Origin of the sequence: Sphingobium anseongense (assembly GCF_037725245.1) — a bacterium.
Taxonomy (GTDB): domain Bacteria; phylum Pseudomonadota; class Alphaproteobacteria; order Sphingomonadales; family Sphingomonadaceae; genus Sphingobium.
In genome coordinates, this window is the sequence record NZ_JBBJUL010000001.1 from 421,270 (window position 1) to 438,897 (window position 17,628).

At 64.5% G+C, this 17,628-nt stretch carries 16 protein-coding genes; 3 read left to right on the forward strand and 13 right to left on the reverse strand.

Annotation, left to right across the window (positions count from 1 at the left end; all coding sequences use genetic code 11):
* Window positions 1–118 precede the first annotated feature (118 nt).
* From WG908_RS02085 to WG908_RS02110, 6 genes are all read right to left on the reverse strand, one after another.
* Window positions 119–2,164 carry an alpha/beta hydrolase family protein gene (locus WG908_RS02085; protein WP_340184881.1) on the reverse strand — a complete coding sequence of 682 codons (2,046 nt, stop codon included), beginning with the start codon at window positions 2,162–2,164 and terminating at the stop codon, window positions 119–121.
* Window positions 2,165–2,590: 426 nt separating this feature from the next.
* On the reverse strand, window positions 2,591–3,289 hold the full coding sequence (locus WG908_RS02090) for an aspartate/glutamate racemase family protein (protein ID WP_340184985.1): 699 nt from the start codon (window positions 3,287–3,289) through the stop codon (window positions 2,591–2,593).
* Window positions 3,290–3,362: 73 nt separating this feature from the next.
* Entirely contained in the window at window positions 3,363–4,799 is a 1,437-nt protein-coding gene (locus WG908_RS02095; protein WP_340184882.1) for an NAD(P)(+) transhydrogenase (Re/Si-specific) subunit beta, read from the reverse strand.
* Complete coding sequence (locus WG908_RS02100; protein WP_340184986.1) at window positions 4,799–5,083, reverse strand: proton-translocating transhydrogenase family protein; 285 nt, start codon at window positions 5,081–5,083, stop codon at window positions 4,799–4,801. Before WG908_RS02100 ends, WG908_RS02095 begins: the two co-directional genes overlap by 1 nt.
* A gap of 78 nt (window positions 5,084–5,161) precedes the next feature.
* Window positions 5,162–6,283, reverse strand: a complete 1,122-nt coding sequence (locus WG908_RS02105; RefSeq protein WP_340184883.1) for an NAD(P) transhydrogenase subunit alpha — start codon at window positions 6,281–6,283, stop codon at window positions 5,162–5,164.
* A gap of 28 nt (window positions 6,284–6,311) precedes the next feature.
* Window positions 6,312–6,437, reverse strand: a complete 126-nt coding sequence (locus WG908_RS02110; protein ID WP_340184884.1) for an aa3-type cytochrome c oxidase subunit IV — start codon at window positions 6,435–6,437, stop codon at window positions 6,312–6,314.
* Between the two features lie 150 nt (window positions 6,438–6,587).
* Between WG908_RS02110 and WG908_RS02115 the strand changes: the two genes are divergently transcribed.
* Both WG908_RS02115 and WG908_RS02120 read left to right on the forward strand, forming a co-directional pair.
* On the forward strand, window positions 6,588–8,033 hold the full coding sequence (locus WG908_RS02115) for a sigma-54-dependent transcriptional regulator (RefSeq protein ID WP_340184885.1): 1,446 nt from the start codon (window positions 6,588–6,590) through the stop codon (window positions 8,031–8,033).
* Between the two features lie 94 nt (window positions 8,034–8,127).
* Complete coding sequence (locus WG908_RS02120; protein WP_340184886.1) at window positions 8,128–8,748, forward strand: hypothetical protein; 621 nt, start codon at window positions 8,128–8,130, stop codon at window positions 8,746–8,748.
* Between the two features lie 3 nt (window positions 8,749–8,751).
* On the opposite strand, the gene folP is transcribed toward WG908_RS02120, so the two are convergent.
* The gene (gene folP / locus WG908_RS02125) at window positions 8,752–9,873 is read right to left on the reverse strand and encodes a dihydropteroate synthase (RefSeq protein WP_340184887.1); all 1,122 of its coding nucleotides are present in this window, start codon (window positions 9,871–9,873) and stop codon (window positions 8,752–8,754) included.
* 7 nt (window positions 9,874–9,880) lie between these two features.
* Window positions 9,881–11,011: a site-specific DNA-methyltransferase gene (locus tag WG908_RS02130; protein ID WP_340184987.1), complete on the reverse strand. Its 1,131-nt coding sequence runs from the start codon at window positions 11,009–11,011 to the stop codon at window positions 9,881–9,883.
* Between the two features lie 313 nt (window positions 11,012–11,324).
* On the opposite strand from WG908_RS02130, the gene WG908_RS02135 reads away from it, so the two are divergent.
* Entirely contained in the window at window positions 11,325–11,627 is a 303-nt protein-coding gene (locus tag WG908_RS02135) for an ArsR/SmtB family transcription factor (protein WP_340184888.1), read from the forward strand.
* On the opposite strand, the gene rnhB is transcribed toward WG908_RS02135, so the two are convergent.
* From rnhB to polA, 5 genes are all read right to left on the reverse strand, one after another.
* Window positions 11,622–12,221, reverse strand: coding sequence for a ribonuclease HII (gene rnhB / locus WG908_RS02140; protein WP_340184889.1), 600 nt, complete (start codon window positions 12,219–12,221; stop codon window positions 11,622–11,624). The genes WG908_RS02135 and rnhB overlap by 6 nt on opposite strands.
* Entirely contained in the window at window positions 12,214–12,972 is a 759-nt protein-coding gene (gene thiD / locus WG908_RS02145) for a bifunctional hydroxymethylpyrimidine kinase/phosphomethylpyrimidine kinase (RefSeq protein WP_340184890.1), read from the reverse strand. The genes rnhB and thiD overlap by 8 nt, the downstream gene beginning before the upstream one ends.
* Entirely contained in the window at window positions 12,969–13,193 is a 225-nt protein-coding gene (locus WG908_RS02150) for a DUF1272 domain-containing protein (RefSeq protein WP_340184891.1), read from the reverse strand. Before WG908_RS02150 ends, thiD begins: the two co-directional genes overlap by 4 nt.
* Window positions 13,193–14,533 carry a phosphoglucosamine mutase gene (glmM, locus tag WG908_RS02155; protein ID WP_340184892.1) on the reverse strand — a complete coding sequence of 447 codons (1,341 nt, stop codon included), beginning with the start codon at window positions 14,531–14,533 and terminating at the stop codon, window positions 13,193–13,195. Before glmM ends, WG908_RS02150 begins: the two co-directional genes overlap by 1 nt.
* A 297-nt stretch (window positions 14,534–14,830) precedes the next feature.
* On the reverse strand, window positions 14,831–17,617 hold the full coding sequence (polA, locus tag WG908_RS02160; RefSeq protein ID WP_340184893.1) for a DNA polymerase I: 2,787 nt from the start codon (window positions 17,615–17,617) through the stop codon (window positions 14,831–14,833).
* Between the last annotated feature and the right edge of the window lie 11 nt (window positions 17,618–17,628).

Genomic DNA, 17,628 nt, shown 5'->3' on the forward strand with positions numbered 1-17,628 from the left:
CGATGGCCGGCCCGTTCTGTCGAGCTGGCGGGTGAGCCGCCACGGGCGAAAGCCGGGCCGAACGGCGCCCGATATCGCCGCATTGCATAATTACCGCCCCAACCGGGCGATATCGGCATCAGGGCGAAGCAGCCTTGCCCGGCTGCGTTGATGCCGGGGCCAGAGCAGGAGCAGGAGCAGGAGCAATCGCCGCGGAAGCGGCGGACGCATCGGCGGGATTATATCTTTCGATAAAGGCCACCGTCGCCTGCAACATGGCCAGGCGGGTCGACCCTTTCGACAGCCAATGGTCTTCGCCCGCCAAAGTCACGAACTCCACCGTCTTGCCCGCGCGGCGCAGCGCGGCGGCCATGTCGTTGCTCTGGTCGTACAGCACCACCGTGTCGTCCTTGCCGTGGATCAGCAGCACGGGCGCCGTCACCTTGTCCGCAAAGCGAAGCGGCGAAACAGCGCCCAGATCGCGGCGGACGCCGATCTGTTGCTCCAGGCCGCGCCGCATCGCCGGATCGTTGCGGCTTCTCGCCAGGTCGGTGGACATCAACCGCACGACGTCGGCCACGCCGTTGACGGACACCGCGCATCGATACACCCCCTGCTGCAAAGTCACGCCGGCCAGTGCGGCATAGCCGCCAAAGCTCGCGCCCATGATGCAGGCGCGCCTGGGGTCGGCGATGCCTTCGCGGGCGAGATAGGCAAGGCCGTCCGACATGTCGGTCTGCATCTTGCGACCCCATTCGCCATGGCCGGCGCGCTCGAACGCAGCGCCATAGCCGGTCGATCCCCGGAAATTGGGCTGGAGCACCGCATAGCCGCGCGACGCCAGCGCCTGCGCCCACCAATCGAAACCGATCATATCGTGCGACGACGGGCCACCATGCGGAAAGATGATCACCGGGAGATTCCTGGCTTCGCGACCGGGGGGCAGCGTCAAAACGCCCGCGATTTCCAAACCGTCTCCCGCCTTGTACCGGATCATCTTGACCGGTCCCACATCGGCCGGCGCCACGAGATAGGATTGGCCAAGCGGTTGAGCCCGGCTGGTCTTGATGTCGACCAGCCACCAGCTTTGCGGATCGTCACCCCCCTCGGTCTTGACGATCAGCGTGTCGAACGCGTCGTTCCAGTCGATCAGGGTGACGGCATATCCGGGGAACGCCTTGAGCGTCGCGTCGACGATCTTCTGCTGACGCCCATTGACGAAGCGATAGGCCGGCATTTCCCCCGTCACTCTATAGCCGATGAACCGGCGGCTGCGCGGGTCGATGAAGCTGTGCTGAACGTCCGCGTCGGCCAATATCTCCTTCGCTTCGCCACCGCCAAGCGCGACCTCAAACCGGTGGTTTTCGCCGTCGTCATCGTCGGTCAGGCTGTATATCAGGGTGTCGCCCGCGCTGCCCAGGCTGACGAGGTCCGCGCCGCCGAGCTTGCTGACACCGGTCGCAATCTTCTGCCCCTGCGCGTTGCGGATGCTCCAGCTTCCGCTCTTCGAAACATAGTCGAGCGTCGCAACCACGGTGCCGTCCGGGCCGAGCGTCCAACTGCGGTAGACGCCATCGCCCGAACGGTCGCCGATCTTGCGGGCGAACCCGGTCTGCAGGTCGACCTCATACAGCACCGGCTTGGTCGTGACGAGCCTGGGCTCGGTCGCACCACCCTTCTCAAGCGTGATACCGCCGAAATAGCCGTACCATTTCTCCCCGCGCCGATTGACCCCGTAAAAACCGCGCACGCCGCCGGTGATATTCTTGTTACCCTTGAATACAGCCCAGATCTTCCTCCCGTCGATCGGCACGACCACGGCGGAAAACAGTTCCGCCTGATCCGCCGTAAAGCCCATGCCCAGCGCAACCGTGTCGGATTTGTAAATGAGGATCTGGTTTTCACCGATCCAGTAGAGTTCCCGGACCTTCGCATCGCCCAGCGGAACGGCGAGCAACGCCCTGTTGCCATTGTCGAGCACGACGAGGCGGCGCTCCTCGCCAATGACGCCGATCACCGCGATCATGCGTCCCGATGGAGAGAGAACCGCATTCGAAAACCCCGGAAGCTTGCCATAGGCCGAAAGCGGCGGCGCAGCATCCGCGCGGGTGTGGCCGATGCCCAGTATCGCCACCACCAACATCGCCACCACCAACATCGCCACATTCGCCAAGAAATACTTCATGCCGCCCCCCGTTCCACAGGCATCCTAAGAGGGCGCAAGACAAGATGTAAATGCACCATTGCGGCGCGGATTTTTATGCCGAGCTTCACCTGCATCGCTATCCTTTTGGCTGCGGGCAGGACCAGCCATGGCGAAAGCCTCAATGGGGGCGACGCGGCGCCCAGCTTTGCATAGGCACAGCGACTGCTTCAATCTGGCAGATGTCCGCCAGCCCGCTTCCCGCGCATCGCCACGTCCACGAAGCAGGCGCGCATGCAGATAACGCGGCCCTGCGCGCACGGGCGCCCGACACATCGCTGTCCTACAGCCCGCCGCTTATGATAGCGTCGATCGGTTCTTTGACAGCGTGAACCCTTGGCTCAGTCCGCGCAACAATTCCCAAGCCCCGCGACATAAAATATCACATCGGGCGGGAAAAGTGCGAAGTTAAGCGGCGTCGCTCAGGATGAAGTCGACCCCCGCCTTCGCATGGATGCTGGTGCAATCGTAGATCGGCAGGACGTTCGCCTTGACGTCGACGATCATTTCCAGCTCGGTGCAGGCCAGCACCACCGCCTGCACATCTTCCTTGGCGATGTCGGTCAGTTCGGACTTCATATAGCGTTCCGATTCACGGCTGATCTTGCCCACGCTCAATTCGTCATAGACGATGCGGTCGATCCGATCGGCCAGGCCCGCATCGGCAGGCAGCAGCGAAACGCCATGGCTCACCAGCCGCTGGCGATAGAATTTTTCGGTCATGACGTTGCGCGTCCCGATCAGCGCGGCGCGCTCGATCCCGTCCGCGCGCATCCTGGCGCCAACGACATCGGCGATATGGATGATGGGAATGCCGACCGCGCCCTGCACCCGGTCATGAACGCGGTGCATGGAATTGGCGCAGATCAGCAGCGTGCCCGCGCCCGCCTGCTCCAGCCGGCGCGCGGACTCGATCAGAAGCCCGGCATTGACATCCCAGTCCTCCTGCGTGGCGCTCTGCGCGACATCGGCGAAATCCAGGCTCTCGATCAGCAGCGGCGCGCTGTGCCGGCCGCCTCTCGTGCGATGCACGGCCAGATTGATGATCTGATAATAGCGGGCGGTGGACGTCCAGCTCATGCCGCCGATCAAACCCAGTTTGCGCATCATGTCCCCAAATGAAAAGGGACGGCCAGGCGGTGTGCCCGGCCGTCCCGAAAGGGGTTAGGGGAAGCCCCCGTCAGTGGGCAAGCCCCTTGACGATTTCCTCGACCATCTTCTTGGCGTCGGCCAGCAACATCATGGTGTTATCCATGTAGAACACCTCGTTGTCGACGCCGGCATAGCCCGCACCGCCCATCGAGCGCTTCACGAACAGCACCGACTTGGCGTTGGCGACATCCAGGATCGGCATGCCGTAGATCGGCGACGTCTTGTCGGTCTTGGCCGCCGGGTTGGTGACGTCGTTCGCGCCAATGACGAAAGCGACGTCGGCCTGGCCGAATTCGCCGTTGATGTCTTCCAGCTCGAACACCTCGTCATAGGGGACGTTGGCTTCGGCCAGCAGCACGTTCATATGGCCCGGCATACGGCCCGCGACCGGATGGATGGCGTATTTGACCTTGACGCCTTCCTTCTTGAGCAGGTCGCCCATTTCGCGCAGCGCATGCTGCGCCTGGCTGACCGCCATGCCGTAGCCCGGCACGATGATCACGCTGTCGGCCTGTTTCATCAGGAACGCGGCGTCCTCGGCCGAACCACGCTTGTAGGCGCGGTCGATGACCGGACCGCCGGCACCCGACGGGCCGGTTTCAGCGCCAAAGCCACCCGCGATAACGCTCAGGAAGCCGCGGTTCATAGCCTTGCACATGATGTAGGACAGGATGGCGCCCGACGAACCCACCAGCGCGCCGGTGATGATCATCGCGGTGTTGCCAAGGGTGAAGCCCATGGCGGCGGCGGCCCAGCCCGAATAGCTGTTGAGCATCGACACCACGACCGGCATGTCCGCCCCGCCGATCGGGATGATCAGCAGGAAGCCGATGGCGAAGCTCAGGCCGATGACCGTCCAGAACAGCCACGGCGCCATAACGGTCGGCGCGGCCATCACGTAGAACCAGGCGATCAGGCCCAGGATCGCGACAAGCGTGCCCAGGTTGATGACATGGCGCGCGGGCAGCATGATCGGCTTGCCCGACATGTTGCCGTTGAGCTTGAGGAAGGCGATGACCGAACCCGAAAAGGTGATCGCGCCGATCGCCACGCCCAGGCCCAGCTCGATACGGCTGGCGTTGTGGATTTCGCCGGTGACCGCATCGAGGATGCCGAACGCGCCGGGATTGAGATAGGCGGCAGCGCCCACCAGCACGGCGGCAAGGCCGACGAGGCTGTGAAACGCCGCGACCAGTTGCGGCATGTCGGTCATCGCGATCTTGCGCGCGGTGATATAGCCGATCACGCCGCCGATGGCGATCGCGCCGACGATTTCGGGCAGGCTGACGACATCATGGGTCAACAGCGTGGTGGCGACGGCGATCGCCATGCCCGCCATGCCGAAACGGTTGCCGGTGCGGCTGGAAGCGGGGCTGGACAGCCCGCGCAGCGCCAGGATGAAGAAGACGCCGGCGACCAGATAGGCAAAGCCGACACCCCAGGAAATCTGAGCGACTTCGTGCATCACTTGCGCTCCTTCTTCTTGTACATCGCCAGCATGCGTTCGGTGACCGCAAAGCCGCCGAAGATGTTGACCGACGCCAGGATCACGGCCAGCAGGCCGAGATATTTGGCCGCCGCGCTACCTGCTTCGGCCGACGCGACCAGCGCGCCGACAATAATGACCGACGAAATGGCGTTGGTAACCGCCATCAGTGGCGTGTGCAGCGCCGGCGTCACCGACCACACCACATAATAGCCCACAAAACAGGCCATCACGAAAATCGACAGGATGGAAATAAAGTCCATCATTCCTACTCCCCGTTCGTCCCGAACTGGCTGCGGGACGTTGCCCGCCCGTGCAAAGGCACGAGCGGGTATCTTCCCCTAGCCGAGCAGCCGCTCGTTCACGACCTTGCCGCCCTGCGTCAGGCGGATGGCGTTGCCGATTTCTTCATCGAGCACCGGCGCATTCTTTTCCTTGTCCCAGAATGCGGACAGGAAATTGTAGAGATTGCGCGAGAACAGCGCCGATGCGTCGGTCGCAAGACGCGACGGCACGTTGCGATGGCCCACGATCTTGACGCCGTGGATCGTCACGACCTCGCCCGCCACGGCCCCTTCGACATTGCCGCCCTGCTCGACCGCAAGATCGACGATCACGCTGCCGGGCTTCATCGTCGCGATCTGCGCGTCGGTGATCAGGCGCGGCGCTGGCCGGCCAGGGATCAGGGCCGTCGTGATGACGATGTCCTGCTTGGCAATGTGGGCGGAAACCAGCTCGGCCTGCGCGGCCTTGTATTCGTCCGACATTTCGGTGGCGTAACCGCCGGTGCCTTCACCCTCGATGCCCGCCACCTTCTCGACGAAGATCGCCTTGGCGCCAAGCGATTCGATCTGCTCCTTGGTCGCGGCACGCACGTCGGTCGCGCTGACCTGTGCGCCCAGACGCCGCGCGGTGGCGATCGCCTGAAGACCCGCGACGCCCACGCCCATGATGAAGGCGCGGGCGGCCGAAACCGTGCCTGCCGCCGTCATCATCATCGGAAAGGCCTTGCCATATTCGGCAGCAGCGTCGAGCACCGCCTTGTAGCCCGACAGGTTCGACTGCGACGACAAAATGTCCATTGACTGCGCGCGCGTGATGCGGGGCATGAACTCCATGGCCAGCGCCTCGAAACCAGCGGCGGCATATGCGTCGACGCGCGCCCGTTCCCCGAAGGGATTGAGCCCCGCAGCGATCCACGCGCCAGGCTTGGCGCCCGCCAGGCTTGCGGGATCGGGACCCTGCACGCCCAGGATGATGTCCGCACCGGCAACGGTGGCGGCACGATCTGCAACGGTGGCGCCGGCGGCAGCATATTCTGCATCCGACACGGATGCAGTCAGCCCCGCGCCCGCTTCGACCGAAACCTGCGCGCCTAGCGCAATATATTTCTTCACGGTTTCCGGCGATGCGGCAACCCTGCGCTCGCCTGCGGCGAGCTCCTTGACGACGGCTATTTTCATTCTGGCATCCCCCTGATGGTCCCGACCTTTAGCCCGAGATCAGCAGCACGACCAGCGCCGCCACCGCAACGCTGACTATCGTACCCCACTTCATTACCGACACGAAGCCCGAATAGGTCTGTGTCGCGCTCTTCATATTGGCATCACCGGCCATGTAGGTCCCCTTTTGGCAAGGTTGTTCGCGCCCTCTTATCGGCAACCGGCTCACCCCTCAACCCGCAAACCCCAAAGAAATTCTTTTAGATTAAGGCGCTCTTTACTGGGGGGGCCGTAGGGTCCCCTACTGTCAAATTCGAGGGGTAAGATGACGCGCGACGGCGTTCCCATGCTGATGCTGATCGACGACGAACCCGCCCAGCGCCGCCTGGTGTCGGCTCTGGCGGCGCGCGCGGGCTGGCGCACGGTGCTGGCCGGCGACGGCGAAACCGCGATCGCCATGCTGGGCACGCAGGACGGCATGATGCTTGATGCGATCGTTCTCGACCAATGGAGTCCGGACTATGAGCCTGCGGGCCTGATCCGTGAAATTCGCGCCCGCCGCCCCGCGCTGCCGATTCTGATTCTGACCGCGCATAATAATGTCGCCGTAGCGGTGGACGCCATGCGTGCCGGGGCAACCGACTATTTGTCCAAGCCGATCGCGCCCGACCGCCTGCTCGCCGCCCTCAATGCGACGCTGACCGACGAATCCGGGCGGGGCGAGCTGCGCCCCCTGACCGAAAAGATCACCGCGCCGCTTGCCTTTGAAGATGTCGTCGGGTCCGCTCCGCAATTCCGCGCCGCGCTCGCTATCGCTGCGAAGGCGGCAAGGGCGCGTGTCCCCGTGCTGGTCGAGGGCGAAAGCGGCGTCGGCAAGGACGTCATTGCCCGCGCGATTCACGCCGCGTCACCCCGGCACAAACAGCCGATGGTGACGGTCAATTGCGGCGCCATTCCCGCCAATCTGGTCGAATCCGAACTGTTCGGGCATGAGCGCGGCGCGTTCACCGGCGCGTTCGACCGCCATGTCGGCAAGTTTCTCGCCGCCGACATGGGCACGATCTTCCTCGACGAAGTCAGTGAACTGCCCCTCGATGCGCAGGTCAAATTGCTGCGCGTGCTCCAGGATGGCGAGGTGCAGCCGGTCGGTGCCCGCTTCCCGTCCCATGCCGACGTGCGGGTGATCGCCGCCACCAACAAGCGACTGCTCAACGAAGTGGAAGCGGGTCGCTTTCGCGAAGACCTCTATTATCGGCTCAACGTCGTCCAGTTGACCGTGCCACCGCTGCGCGAACGGATGGGCGACATTCCTGCCCTGTGCCGTCACCTGCTGTCGCGGATCGCCGGCCAGCCCGGACTGCGCAGCCTGGGGCTGACGGGTGATGCACTCGCGCTGCTCCTGCAGCATGACTGGCCGGGCAATGTGCGACAGCTCCAGAATGCGCTGTTTCGTGCCGCCGTGCTGTGCGAAGGCGACGCGCTGACGCCACAGGATTTTCCGCAGATCGCTGCCCAGATCGAGGCGCGGGCCGTGGGCGGCGGATCGTCGGGCATCCAGGCATCGCGCCATTCGAACGACGAAGGCGCGGGCATCACCCTGTTCGAGGGCGACGGCCATGTCCGCCAACTCGCCGAAATCGAGGCGGACGTCATCCGCCTTGCCATCGGCCATTATCGCGGGCGCATGACCGAAGTGGCGCGCCGGCTGGGGATCGGCCGCTCGACTCTCTATCGCAAGCTCGCCGAACTGGGAATCGACAGCGCCGCCTGATGGGGCGCCGCCCACGCACATTTTGTCGCGCATAACTGGCCGGGTGCAGTCTGCGCCGTTGAATAAGCGGCGCGGCTATGCTTTGGGTCGGTGCATGATCAAACAGCTCAACATTCTCCTCCCCCTGCTGCTGATTTCCGCCTGCGGGCGTCAGGAGCCGGTCGCCGAAATGCCGAGCGAGGAAGAACTGGCGGCTGCGGCCAATGCCGCCGCTGCCGAGGCAGTCGCACATAGCGGTGCGCCTGCGCCCGCGGAGAATCGCAACCATGTGGACCTGGAGCATGGCTTTTCGATCACCTTCCCCGATGGTTGGACGCGCAACGCCGCCGCCAGCACCGCCGAGGGCGTGATATTCGAGGATCCGGGGGCCGGAGCCGACGTGCGCGTCTTCTGGCAGGCGAATGCCAACGACCAGGATTTGCAACAGATTGTCGAAGCGGTCAGCGCCGGGTCCGACACGGTCGACGGCGATTTCATCAGCGACCGGGAATATCGCGGCACGGCCAATGACGGCGAAGGCAATAATGTCGCGGTGCGCTTGCTGAAACAGCCAGGCGGATCGATCGTCACCGTGACCTTCGTCTATCCCGAAATGCTCAGCGAGCAATATCGTGGCATCGCCAAGGCGACGCTCGACAGCTTACGCATCTTTCCGCCCAAGGGCGCCGCAGGTCCGGTCCCCGCCGCCGCCGCCGGGACGAACGCCGCTCAATAGGCCTTAGCCGCCGGTCAATGCCGCATCGCGCAAACCGCGCCACACATGCAATGCCTGTGCGGTTTCGGGAACGTCGTGGACACGCACCATCTGGGCGCCGCAATCCGCCGCCTTTGTCGCCAGCGCCAAGGATCCGGCCAAACGGTGCGATGCGGGCGCTTCGTTCGACAGCGCGCCGATCATGCGCTTGCGACTGCCCGCGAACAGGATCGGTACGCCCAGCCCCTGGAACATCGCAAGGCGATTGACCAGCGCGAGATTGTCGGCGAGCGATTTGCCAAAGCCAAGGCCCGGATCGGCCATGATCCTGTCGCGGGCGATCCCTGCGTTAACGCAAGTCGCGATGCGCGCCTCCAGCATGTCGAATACATCTGTCACGACATCGGCATAGCCCGCGCCCTTGTCGTGCGGATCGTCGCCTGACGAGGGAGCATGCATCAGAACCACCGGGCACCCGGTCCGCGCCACGACATCCAGGGCGCATGGATCATGGCGCAGCGCGCTTACATCATTGACGATACCCGCTCCGGCGGCGAGCGCCGCTTCCATGACCGCGGCCTTGCGGGTGTCGACGGACACCGGCACGCCCGCAGCGGCCAGCCGCTCGATCACCGGCACGATGCGGGCAATCTCGTCGCCTTCCCACACCTTGTCGGCACGCGGACGGGTGGATTCGCCACCGACATCGATCAGCGCCGCGCCAGCCGCCGCCATCGCGAAACCTGCATCGGCCGCGCCCTGGGGATCGCCCAGATGGTTGCCACCATCGGAAAAGCTGTCCGGCGTCATGTTGAGAATGCCCATGACCTGCGGCGCGTCGAAACGGATGGTGCGGTCGCCAAGCATGAGCGGCGGACGCTGTCGGGATATGTTGGCGGCCAGCGCCTGCGCACGCATCCACAGGGAATCGGGCAATGTCGCGAGCGCCGCGTCGAATTCGGCCACCGGGACGTGCTGTTTTGCGACACGTCCGTCGCGGCCGATTGCGATAACCTCAAATCCCTGAAACCACAGCAGGCCATTGCCCAACCGCGCCACTTGCCCGTCAAGCCCAAAGGGCGAGTCGGCAAACCAGATCGGCCGGAGATAAAGCCGGGCGTCGGCAGAGATGGCCGAAAGGGTCATGCAGGCATCAAGGCTCGGTCGCGAGAATGTAGGTCTGGCGGAGCGTATCGATCGGCTTGAGCCCGCCGTCCGCTTCGTAGTGCCAGAACGTCCAGCCATTGCACGAAGGGGCATTCTGCACGCTCGCCCCCATCTTGTGGATCGAAGCGCCCTCCCCGCCCATGGTGAGCGAACCATCGGCCCGCACGGTGGCGCGCCAGCGACGCTTGAGGTCGGTCAGCACCGTGCCGGGCGTCACATGGCCGGTTTCGACCAGCGTACCAAAAGCAACCTTGGGCTGCTGGCGCGCGGTCTGCATGATGACCAGCGAGGATTCATCGAGCGGCAGCGCCGCTTCGATCCGTTCCAGCGCGACTTCGATATACGCGTCTTCCCGCTCTATGCCGATCCACTTGCGCCCCAGCCGCTTGGCGACCGCGCCGGTGGTGCCGGTGCCGAAAAAGGGATCGAGGATGATGTCGCCGGGCTTCGTGCAGGCCAGCATGACGCGATACAGCAAGGCTTCGGGCTTCTGCGTCGGATGCGCCTTGGTGCCATTACGCTTCAAACGCTCCTGACCGCCGCAAATCGGCAGCACCCAGTCCGAGCGCATCTGCAACTCGTCGTTCAGCGTCTTCATCGCCTTGTAGTTGAACGTATATCTGGCGTCCTCGCCCTGGCTGGCCCAGATCAGCGTTTCGTGAGCGTTGGTAAAGCGCGTGCCCTTGAAATTGGGCATCGGATTGGCCTTGCGCCAGATGATGTCGTTGAGGATCCAGAAGCCTTCATCCTGCAGCGCGGTGCCGACGCGGAAAATATTGTGATAGCTGCCGATCACCCAGATGGTGCCGTTGGGCTTCAATATGCGACGCGCCTCCTTCAACCAGGCTTTGGTGAAGCGGTCATAGGCGGCAAGCGTGTCGAACTTGTCCCAGTCATTATCGACTGCATCGACCCGTCCGCCTTCGGGTCGGAACAGGTCGCCGCCCAGTTGCAGATTATAGGGAGGATCGGCGAAGATCATGTCCACGCAGCCATCGGGCAGCTTGCTCATTTCCGCGATGCAATCTCCGCGCAACAGCCGGTCGGCCTCGATTGGCGCCGCTGGCGCCAGCACAGCCTTTTTCCGCCGCGTCGCGACGCGCTCCATGACCCCCATGTTCGCAATATCCCCCTTCATCTTGGCACCAGCGATGAGTCCTCGGGAGTCCGCCGTCAAGTTCAGTAACTTATCTGTTAACCTTGAGAAAAAGGTTAATGGTATGAGAACGAAAGGGGGTACCACGACATATTGAGTCCGCACAGCATGTCGGACTCAACATCAAGTGGTGTGGCGTAAAGGACTCCGTAGAATGCAGCGCCAGATTTTTTTGGTTAACGCCCTCGACCAGGCTAAGGCGGGCGATCTGCTTGACCGAACAATAACCTGATGATTATGAGAAATGCCTGTAAATTGGACTGAGTGGAATAGAATGTACGACTGCGATCCGATGTTCAAAGCGCTGGCGGACGGCACCCGGCGCGCCCTGTTCGAGCGATTGATCGCCGACGGGGAACTGAGTGTTCACGCCCTCACCCGCTTCGCCGGCGTATCGCAGCCTATGGTCTCGCGCCATCTGGGCAAGCTGCGCCGCGCCGGGTTGGTCACCGCGCGCAGGGCCGGCCGCGAAACCTATTATACCGCACGATCCAAGGGGCTGGCGCCGGTGGTGCAGTGGATGGCGCGCTATGGGGCGTTGTGGTCGCAAAGGTTCAATGCGCTGGAGGAATTATAGCAGCAACATCTGCGCCACGGGCGCGAAGCTGCGGCGGTGGAGCGGGGTCGGGCCGTGCGCACGCAGCGCGGCGAGATGGTGGCGACTGCCATAGCCCTTGTTGCTTTCCCAGCCATAATGTGGATGCGCGGCGGCGGCGGCCACCATCATCCGGTCGCGCGCCTCCTTGGCGAGGATCGACGCGGCGGCGATGGACAGGCATTTGGCGTCGCCTTCAACGATGGCGGTCGAAGCGTAGCGCCATTTAGGGCAACGATTGCCGTCGACCAGCACATGCGCGCAGTCCCGGTCCAGCGCGTCCACGGCCCGGGTCATGGCCAGCATCGTCGCCCAGAGGATGTTGAGGCTGTCGATTTCCTCGACGCTGGCCACGCCGATGCCCCAGCATAGCGCCTTGCGCTTGATGATCGGTTCGAGTTCGGCGCGTCGGGCGGCGCTCAACTGCTTGCTGTCGTTGAGACCTTCGGGACAATCGTCGGTCCGCAGGATCACCGCCGCTGCGACCACCGGCCCGGCGAGCGGGCCGCGTCCCGCCTCATCCACGCCCGCGACCAGCCCGGGATGATGGCGCAGTTCGTGAGAGAAGTCAGGCATGGGCGCGAAAACCATAAGGCACGCCCATCGGACCATGACCGCCACCCAGCCCCGGCGCACAATCCAGCGCCTGACGCACATAGGCGCGGCCTCGCTCGATCGCATCGGCGAGGCTCAACCCCTGTCCCAGTCCGGTGGCGATCGCGCTGGCCAGCGTACAGCCGGTGCCATGGGTATGCGGCGTGTCGATGCGCGCGTCGCGCCAGTCGCTGATCTGGCCGGACGGACCGATCAGCCGGTCAGTCAGCATCGGCCCTTCGCCATGTCCCCCCTTGGCGAGAATATGGGTGCCAAAGCGCGCGGCAATCGCGTCGCCCCCCAGCGATTGAAGTTCGGGGATATTGGGCGTGACCAGCGTGGCGAGTGTCATCAAGCTTTCGAACGCGGCGATAGTGGCGCCGTCAGCCAGCGCCGCGCCGCTGGTCGCGACCATGACGGGGTCGAAGACGATAGGCACGCCCTTCAGCACCGCCAGCCGGTCCGCCACCGCGCTCGCCGTCTGCGCGCTCCCGATCATGCCGATCTTGATCGCATCGACGCCGATGTCGCCGATGCAGCTATCCATCTGCGCCAGCACCATATCGGTCGGCACGGGATGCACGGCCTGTACGCCCAGCGTATTTTGCGCCGTGATCGCGGTGATCGCGGTCATGGCGTGGCCGCCGAGCATCGTCACCACCTTGATGTCCGCCTGGATGCCCGCGCCGCCGCCGCTGTCGGACCCGGCGATGATAAGAATGCGGGCCGTCATCCTTTGAACTTGCGTTCCGTCGAGGCCGGGTTGCTTGCCAGCGCCTTTCCCGTGCGAGTGGGGCGATCCATCAGTTCGCCGCCGCAATTGGGGCAGCGGTCATCGAGCGCCTCGGCGCACGTCGCGCAGAAGGTGCATTCGAACGAACAGATGAACGCGCCGGGCGCGTCGGCGGGAGTGGCCACGCCGCAGCGTTCGCAATCGGGCCGCATGTCGAGCATCAGGCCGCAACCTTTGCGACGGCGGCGCAGATGCGGTCGACCACGTCGCGGACCTGATCCTCGCGGTCGCCTTCGGCCATGACGCGGATGACGGGCTCGGTGCCCGATGGCCGGATGACCAGGCGGCCCGATCCGTTCAGTTCCGCCTGCGCCTGGGCGATGATGCGCTTGACCTCTTCATGTTCGAGCGGCTTGCCGCCTGCGAAGCGGACATTTTTGAGCAGTTGCGGCACCGGATCGAACTGGTGGAGCAATTCGCTGGCGGGCTTGCCCGAGCGGACCAGTGCGGCGAGCACCTGGAGCGCGGCGATGGTGCCGTCGCCTGTCGTCGCATAGTCGGACAGGATCATGTGGCCGGACTGTTCGCCGCCGACGTTGAAGCCGCCGGCGCGCATCCTTTCGAGCACATAACGGTCACCCACGCTGGTGCGTTCGAGGGCGATGCCCTGTCCGGTCAAAAAGCGTTCGAGGCCGAGGTTCGACATCACCGTCGCCACCAGCCCGCCGCCGCGCAGCGTCCCTTGCCGGGCGAAATTGGCCGCGATCAGCGCCATGATCTGGTCGCCGTCGACGATCGTGCCCTTTTCATCGACCACGATCAGCCGGTCGGCGTCGCCGTCCAGCGCTATGCCGATGTCGGCGCCCGAGGAGACGACGGTTTCCTGGCACAAAAGCGGCGCGGTGGAGCCGCAGCCGTCGTTGATGTTCGTCCCGTTGGGACCGACGCCGACCGCGACCACGGTCGCGCCCAGTTCCCACAGGGCCGAAGGCGCGACCTGATAGGCGGCCCCGTTGGCGCAATCGACCACGATCTTCAATCCGTCGAGGCGCAGGTCGGCGGGGAAGCTGGACTTGACCGCGTGGATATAGCGTCCGCGCGCGTCTTCGACCCGGCGGGCGCGGCCGATATCCTTGGACGCGGCGAGCGCGATGTCCTGATCGAGCAGGGCTTCGATCTTCAGTTCATCCTCGTCCGACAGCTTGTAGCCGTCCGGCCCGAACAGCTTGATCCCGTTATCGAAATAGGGGTTGTGGCTGGCCGAGATCATGACGCCAAGGTCCGCGCGCATCGAATGGGCGAGCATGGCGACGGCGGGCGTCGGGATCGGGCCGAACTGGACGACGTCCATGCCGACCGCGGTAAAGCCCGCGACCAGCGCGTTTTCGACCATATAGCCAGACAGCCGCGTATCCTTGCCAATCACCACGCGATGACGGTGATCGCCGCGCTGGAAATGGGTGCCCGCCGCCATGCCGACCTTCATCGCGAGCGCGGGCGTCATCGGCCACTGGTTGGTGCGTCCGCGAATGCCGTCGGTGCCGAAATATTGCCTGCTCACATGTCCCTCGCTGCTGCGCGCCGCAGAGTATCGCGTTGCGGGGCCATAGCAATGTTTGATCGACTTTCCACTGGCGAGCGGCCCCTTCGACGCGACGGGCGGACGAAGGCTGAAGCCTTAACTTCGCAGATTTCGCGCTCGACGTGACATTTTATTTCCTGCTGCTGTAACAAGATTACGCGATACCTGCCTGCCAAATCCCACGATCATAAAGAGCCGCCACCGGCATAGCATCGACCCCATGCTGTAGGACAGACCGCAGCCACGCACGCTGAGCGGCGAAGCGCGATGCTCCGGTCAGTGCGCCGCCCCCCAGCTTGGCCCGTGGCCGATCTCCACGCCCAGCGGCACCGACAGATGGACCAGCGGCGCGGCGGCGGTTTCCATGATGTGTCGGATGGTGGCGCCTGCGGCCTCGACATCGCCCTGTGGCACTTCGAACACCAGTTCGTCATGGACCTGGAGCAGCATCCTGACCCCGCCCAGCCCCGCCTGTCGCAGCGCCGGACCCATCCGTGCCATCGCGCGCTTGATGATGTCGGCGCTGGTGCCCTGGATAGGCGCATTGATCGCGGCGCGCTCGGCCCCCTGCCGTTCGTGCTGGATCGGGGCGCGGATGCGCGGGAACCATGTCTTGCGCCCGAACAGCGTCTCGGTATAGCCCAGCGCCCGCGCCTTCTCCAGCGTCTCGTTGATATAGACACTGATGCCGGGGAAGCGTTCATAATAGCGCGAGATCATGTCCTGCGCCTCGTCGGCGGATATTTCCAGCCGGGAAGCGAGGCCCCAGCGCGAAATGCCGTAGAGAATGGCGAAATTGATCGTCTTGGCGCGGCCGCGCGTGTCGCGATTGACCTCTCCGAACAGCTGCATGGCGGTGGCGGCGTGAATGTCCTCGCCAGCGAGAAACGCCTGCCTGAGCGCCGGCACGTCGGCGATATGGGCGGCGAGGCGCAGCTCGATCTGGCTATAGTCCGCCGCCAAAATCACATGGCCGGGTTCGGCGATGAAGGCGTGGCGGATCTGCCTGCCCACTTCGGTGCGGATCGGGATATTCTGAAGATTGGGATCGGTCGACGAGAGCCGCCCGGTCTGCGCGCCCGTGAGGCTGTAGCTGGTGTGGACGCGGCCTGTATCCTTGTTGATCTGGCTTTGCAGTGCGTCGGTATAGGTGGATTTGAGCTTCGAGAGTTGCCGCCAGTCGAGGATCTTGGCGGCGATCGGCGCGCCCTGCGCCTTTAGCTGCTCCAATATCGTGACGTCGGTGGAATAGGCGCCCGACTTGCCCTTCCTGCCGCCCTTGTAGCCCAGCTTGTCGAACAGGATCGCGCCCAGTTGCTGGGTCGAGCCGATCGCGAAAGGCTGGCCGGCAAGGTCATGGATTTCGGTTTCGAGCGCGGCGATGCCGGCGGTGAATTCAGCCGACAGGCGCGAAAGATGCTCGCGATCGACCTTGATCCCTTGATGCTCCATCTTCGCGATCACGCCGACCAGCGGGCGGTCGACCAGTTCATAGATGCGGGTCGCGCCCTCATGCGCGATCCGGTTCTTGAACAGCTTCCACAGGCGCAGCGTGACGTCAGCGTCTTCGGCGGCATATTCGGTGGCGCGGTCGAGCGGCACTTCGGCGAAGGTCAGCTGCTTCTTGCCGCTGCCCACCACATCCTTGAAGCCGATGCAGGTGTGGCCAAGATGGGTCTTGGCGGCTTCGTCCATCCCGTGCCCGGCGAGGCTCTGCCCGGCGTCGAGATCGAAGCTCATGACGATGGTGTCGTCGAACGGCGCAATCTCTATGCCGTGGCGGCGCAGGACGGTCAGGTCATATTTCAGGTTCTGGCCGACCTTGAGGACGCCGTCATCCTCCAGCAGCGGCTTGAGGCGCGCCAGCACCAGGTCCCTGTCCAACTGCACGGGCCTCTGCGCGAACATGTCGGTGCCGCCATGGCCGACCGGAATGTAGCAGGCGCGGTTCGGCCCGACCGCAAGGCTGATGCCGACCAGCGCGCACGATACGCAATCGAGCATGTCGGTTTCGGTATCGACCGCGACGACGCCTGTCGCATGGGCGGCGGCGATCCAGCGGTCGAGCGCGTCCGGCGTCACCACGGTTTCATAGAGGCTGCGGTCGATCGGCGGTTCTTCCTCGCGCGCGGGCGCGGCGGGGGCGGTGGTTTCACTGCGAGCGGCAGCGACGGTCGCGACGGCCACGGCGGCAGCGGGCGCGCCCAGCCGGGTCAGCAGCGACTTGAAGCCATGATGTTCCAGAAACTGCGCGAGCGGCTCCCTGGGGATGCCCTTGAGCGCCAGCTGCTCCAGCGGCTCTGGCAGCTCCATGCTGTCGTGCAGCGCCACCAGCCGGCGCGACAGGCGCGCCATGTCGGCATGAGCGATCAGATTTTCCTGCATCTTCGATTTCTTCATCGACGGCGCGGCTTCGAGCGCGGCTTCCAGCCCGCCATATTCGACGATCAGCTTCGCCGCGGTCTTGGGGCCGATGCCCGGCACGCCCGGCACATTGTCCACGCTGTCGCCCATCAGCGCCAGCACGTCACCCAGCCGTTCGGGGCCGACGCCGAACTTGCCCACGACATAGTCCGCCCCGCGCCGCTCGTTCTTCATCGTGTCGTACATGTCGACGCCCGGCTGGATCAGCTGCATCAGATCCTTGTCGGAACTGACGATGGTGACGTGCCAGCCCGCGGCGACGGCGGCCCTGGTATAGGTGGCGATGATGTCGTCCGCCTCGAACCCCGCTTCCTCGATACAGGGGAGCGAGAAGGCGCGGGTGGCGTCGCGGATCATCGGGAACTGGGGCACCAGGTCTTCGGGCGCGGGGGGGCGGTGCGCCTTATACTGGTCGTACATGTCGTTGCGGAAGGTGTGGCTGCCCTTGTCGAGGATGACGGCCATGTGCGTCGGCCCCTCCGCCCGGCCCAGTTCCTCGGCCAGCTTCCACAGCATCGTGGTGTAGCCATAGACCGCGCCGACGGGCTGGCCGTGGCGGTTGGTGAGCGGGGGAAGCTGATGATAGGCGCGGAAGATGTAGCCGCTGCCGTCGACGAGGTAGAGGTGATTCTGGGACATGGCGGCATGGA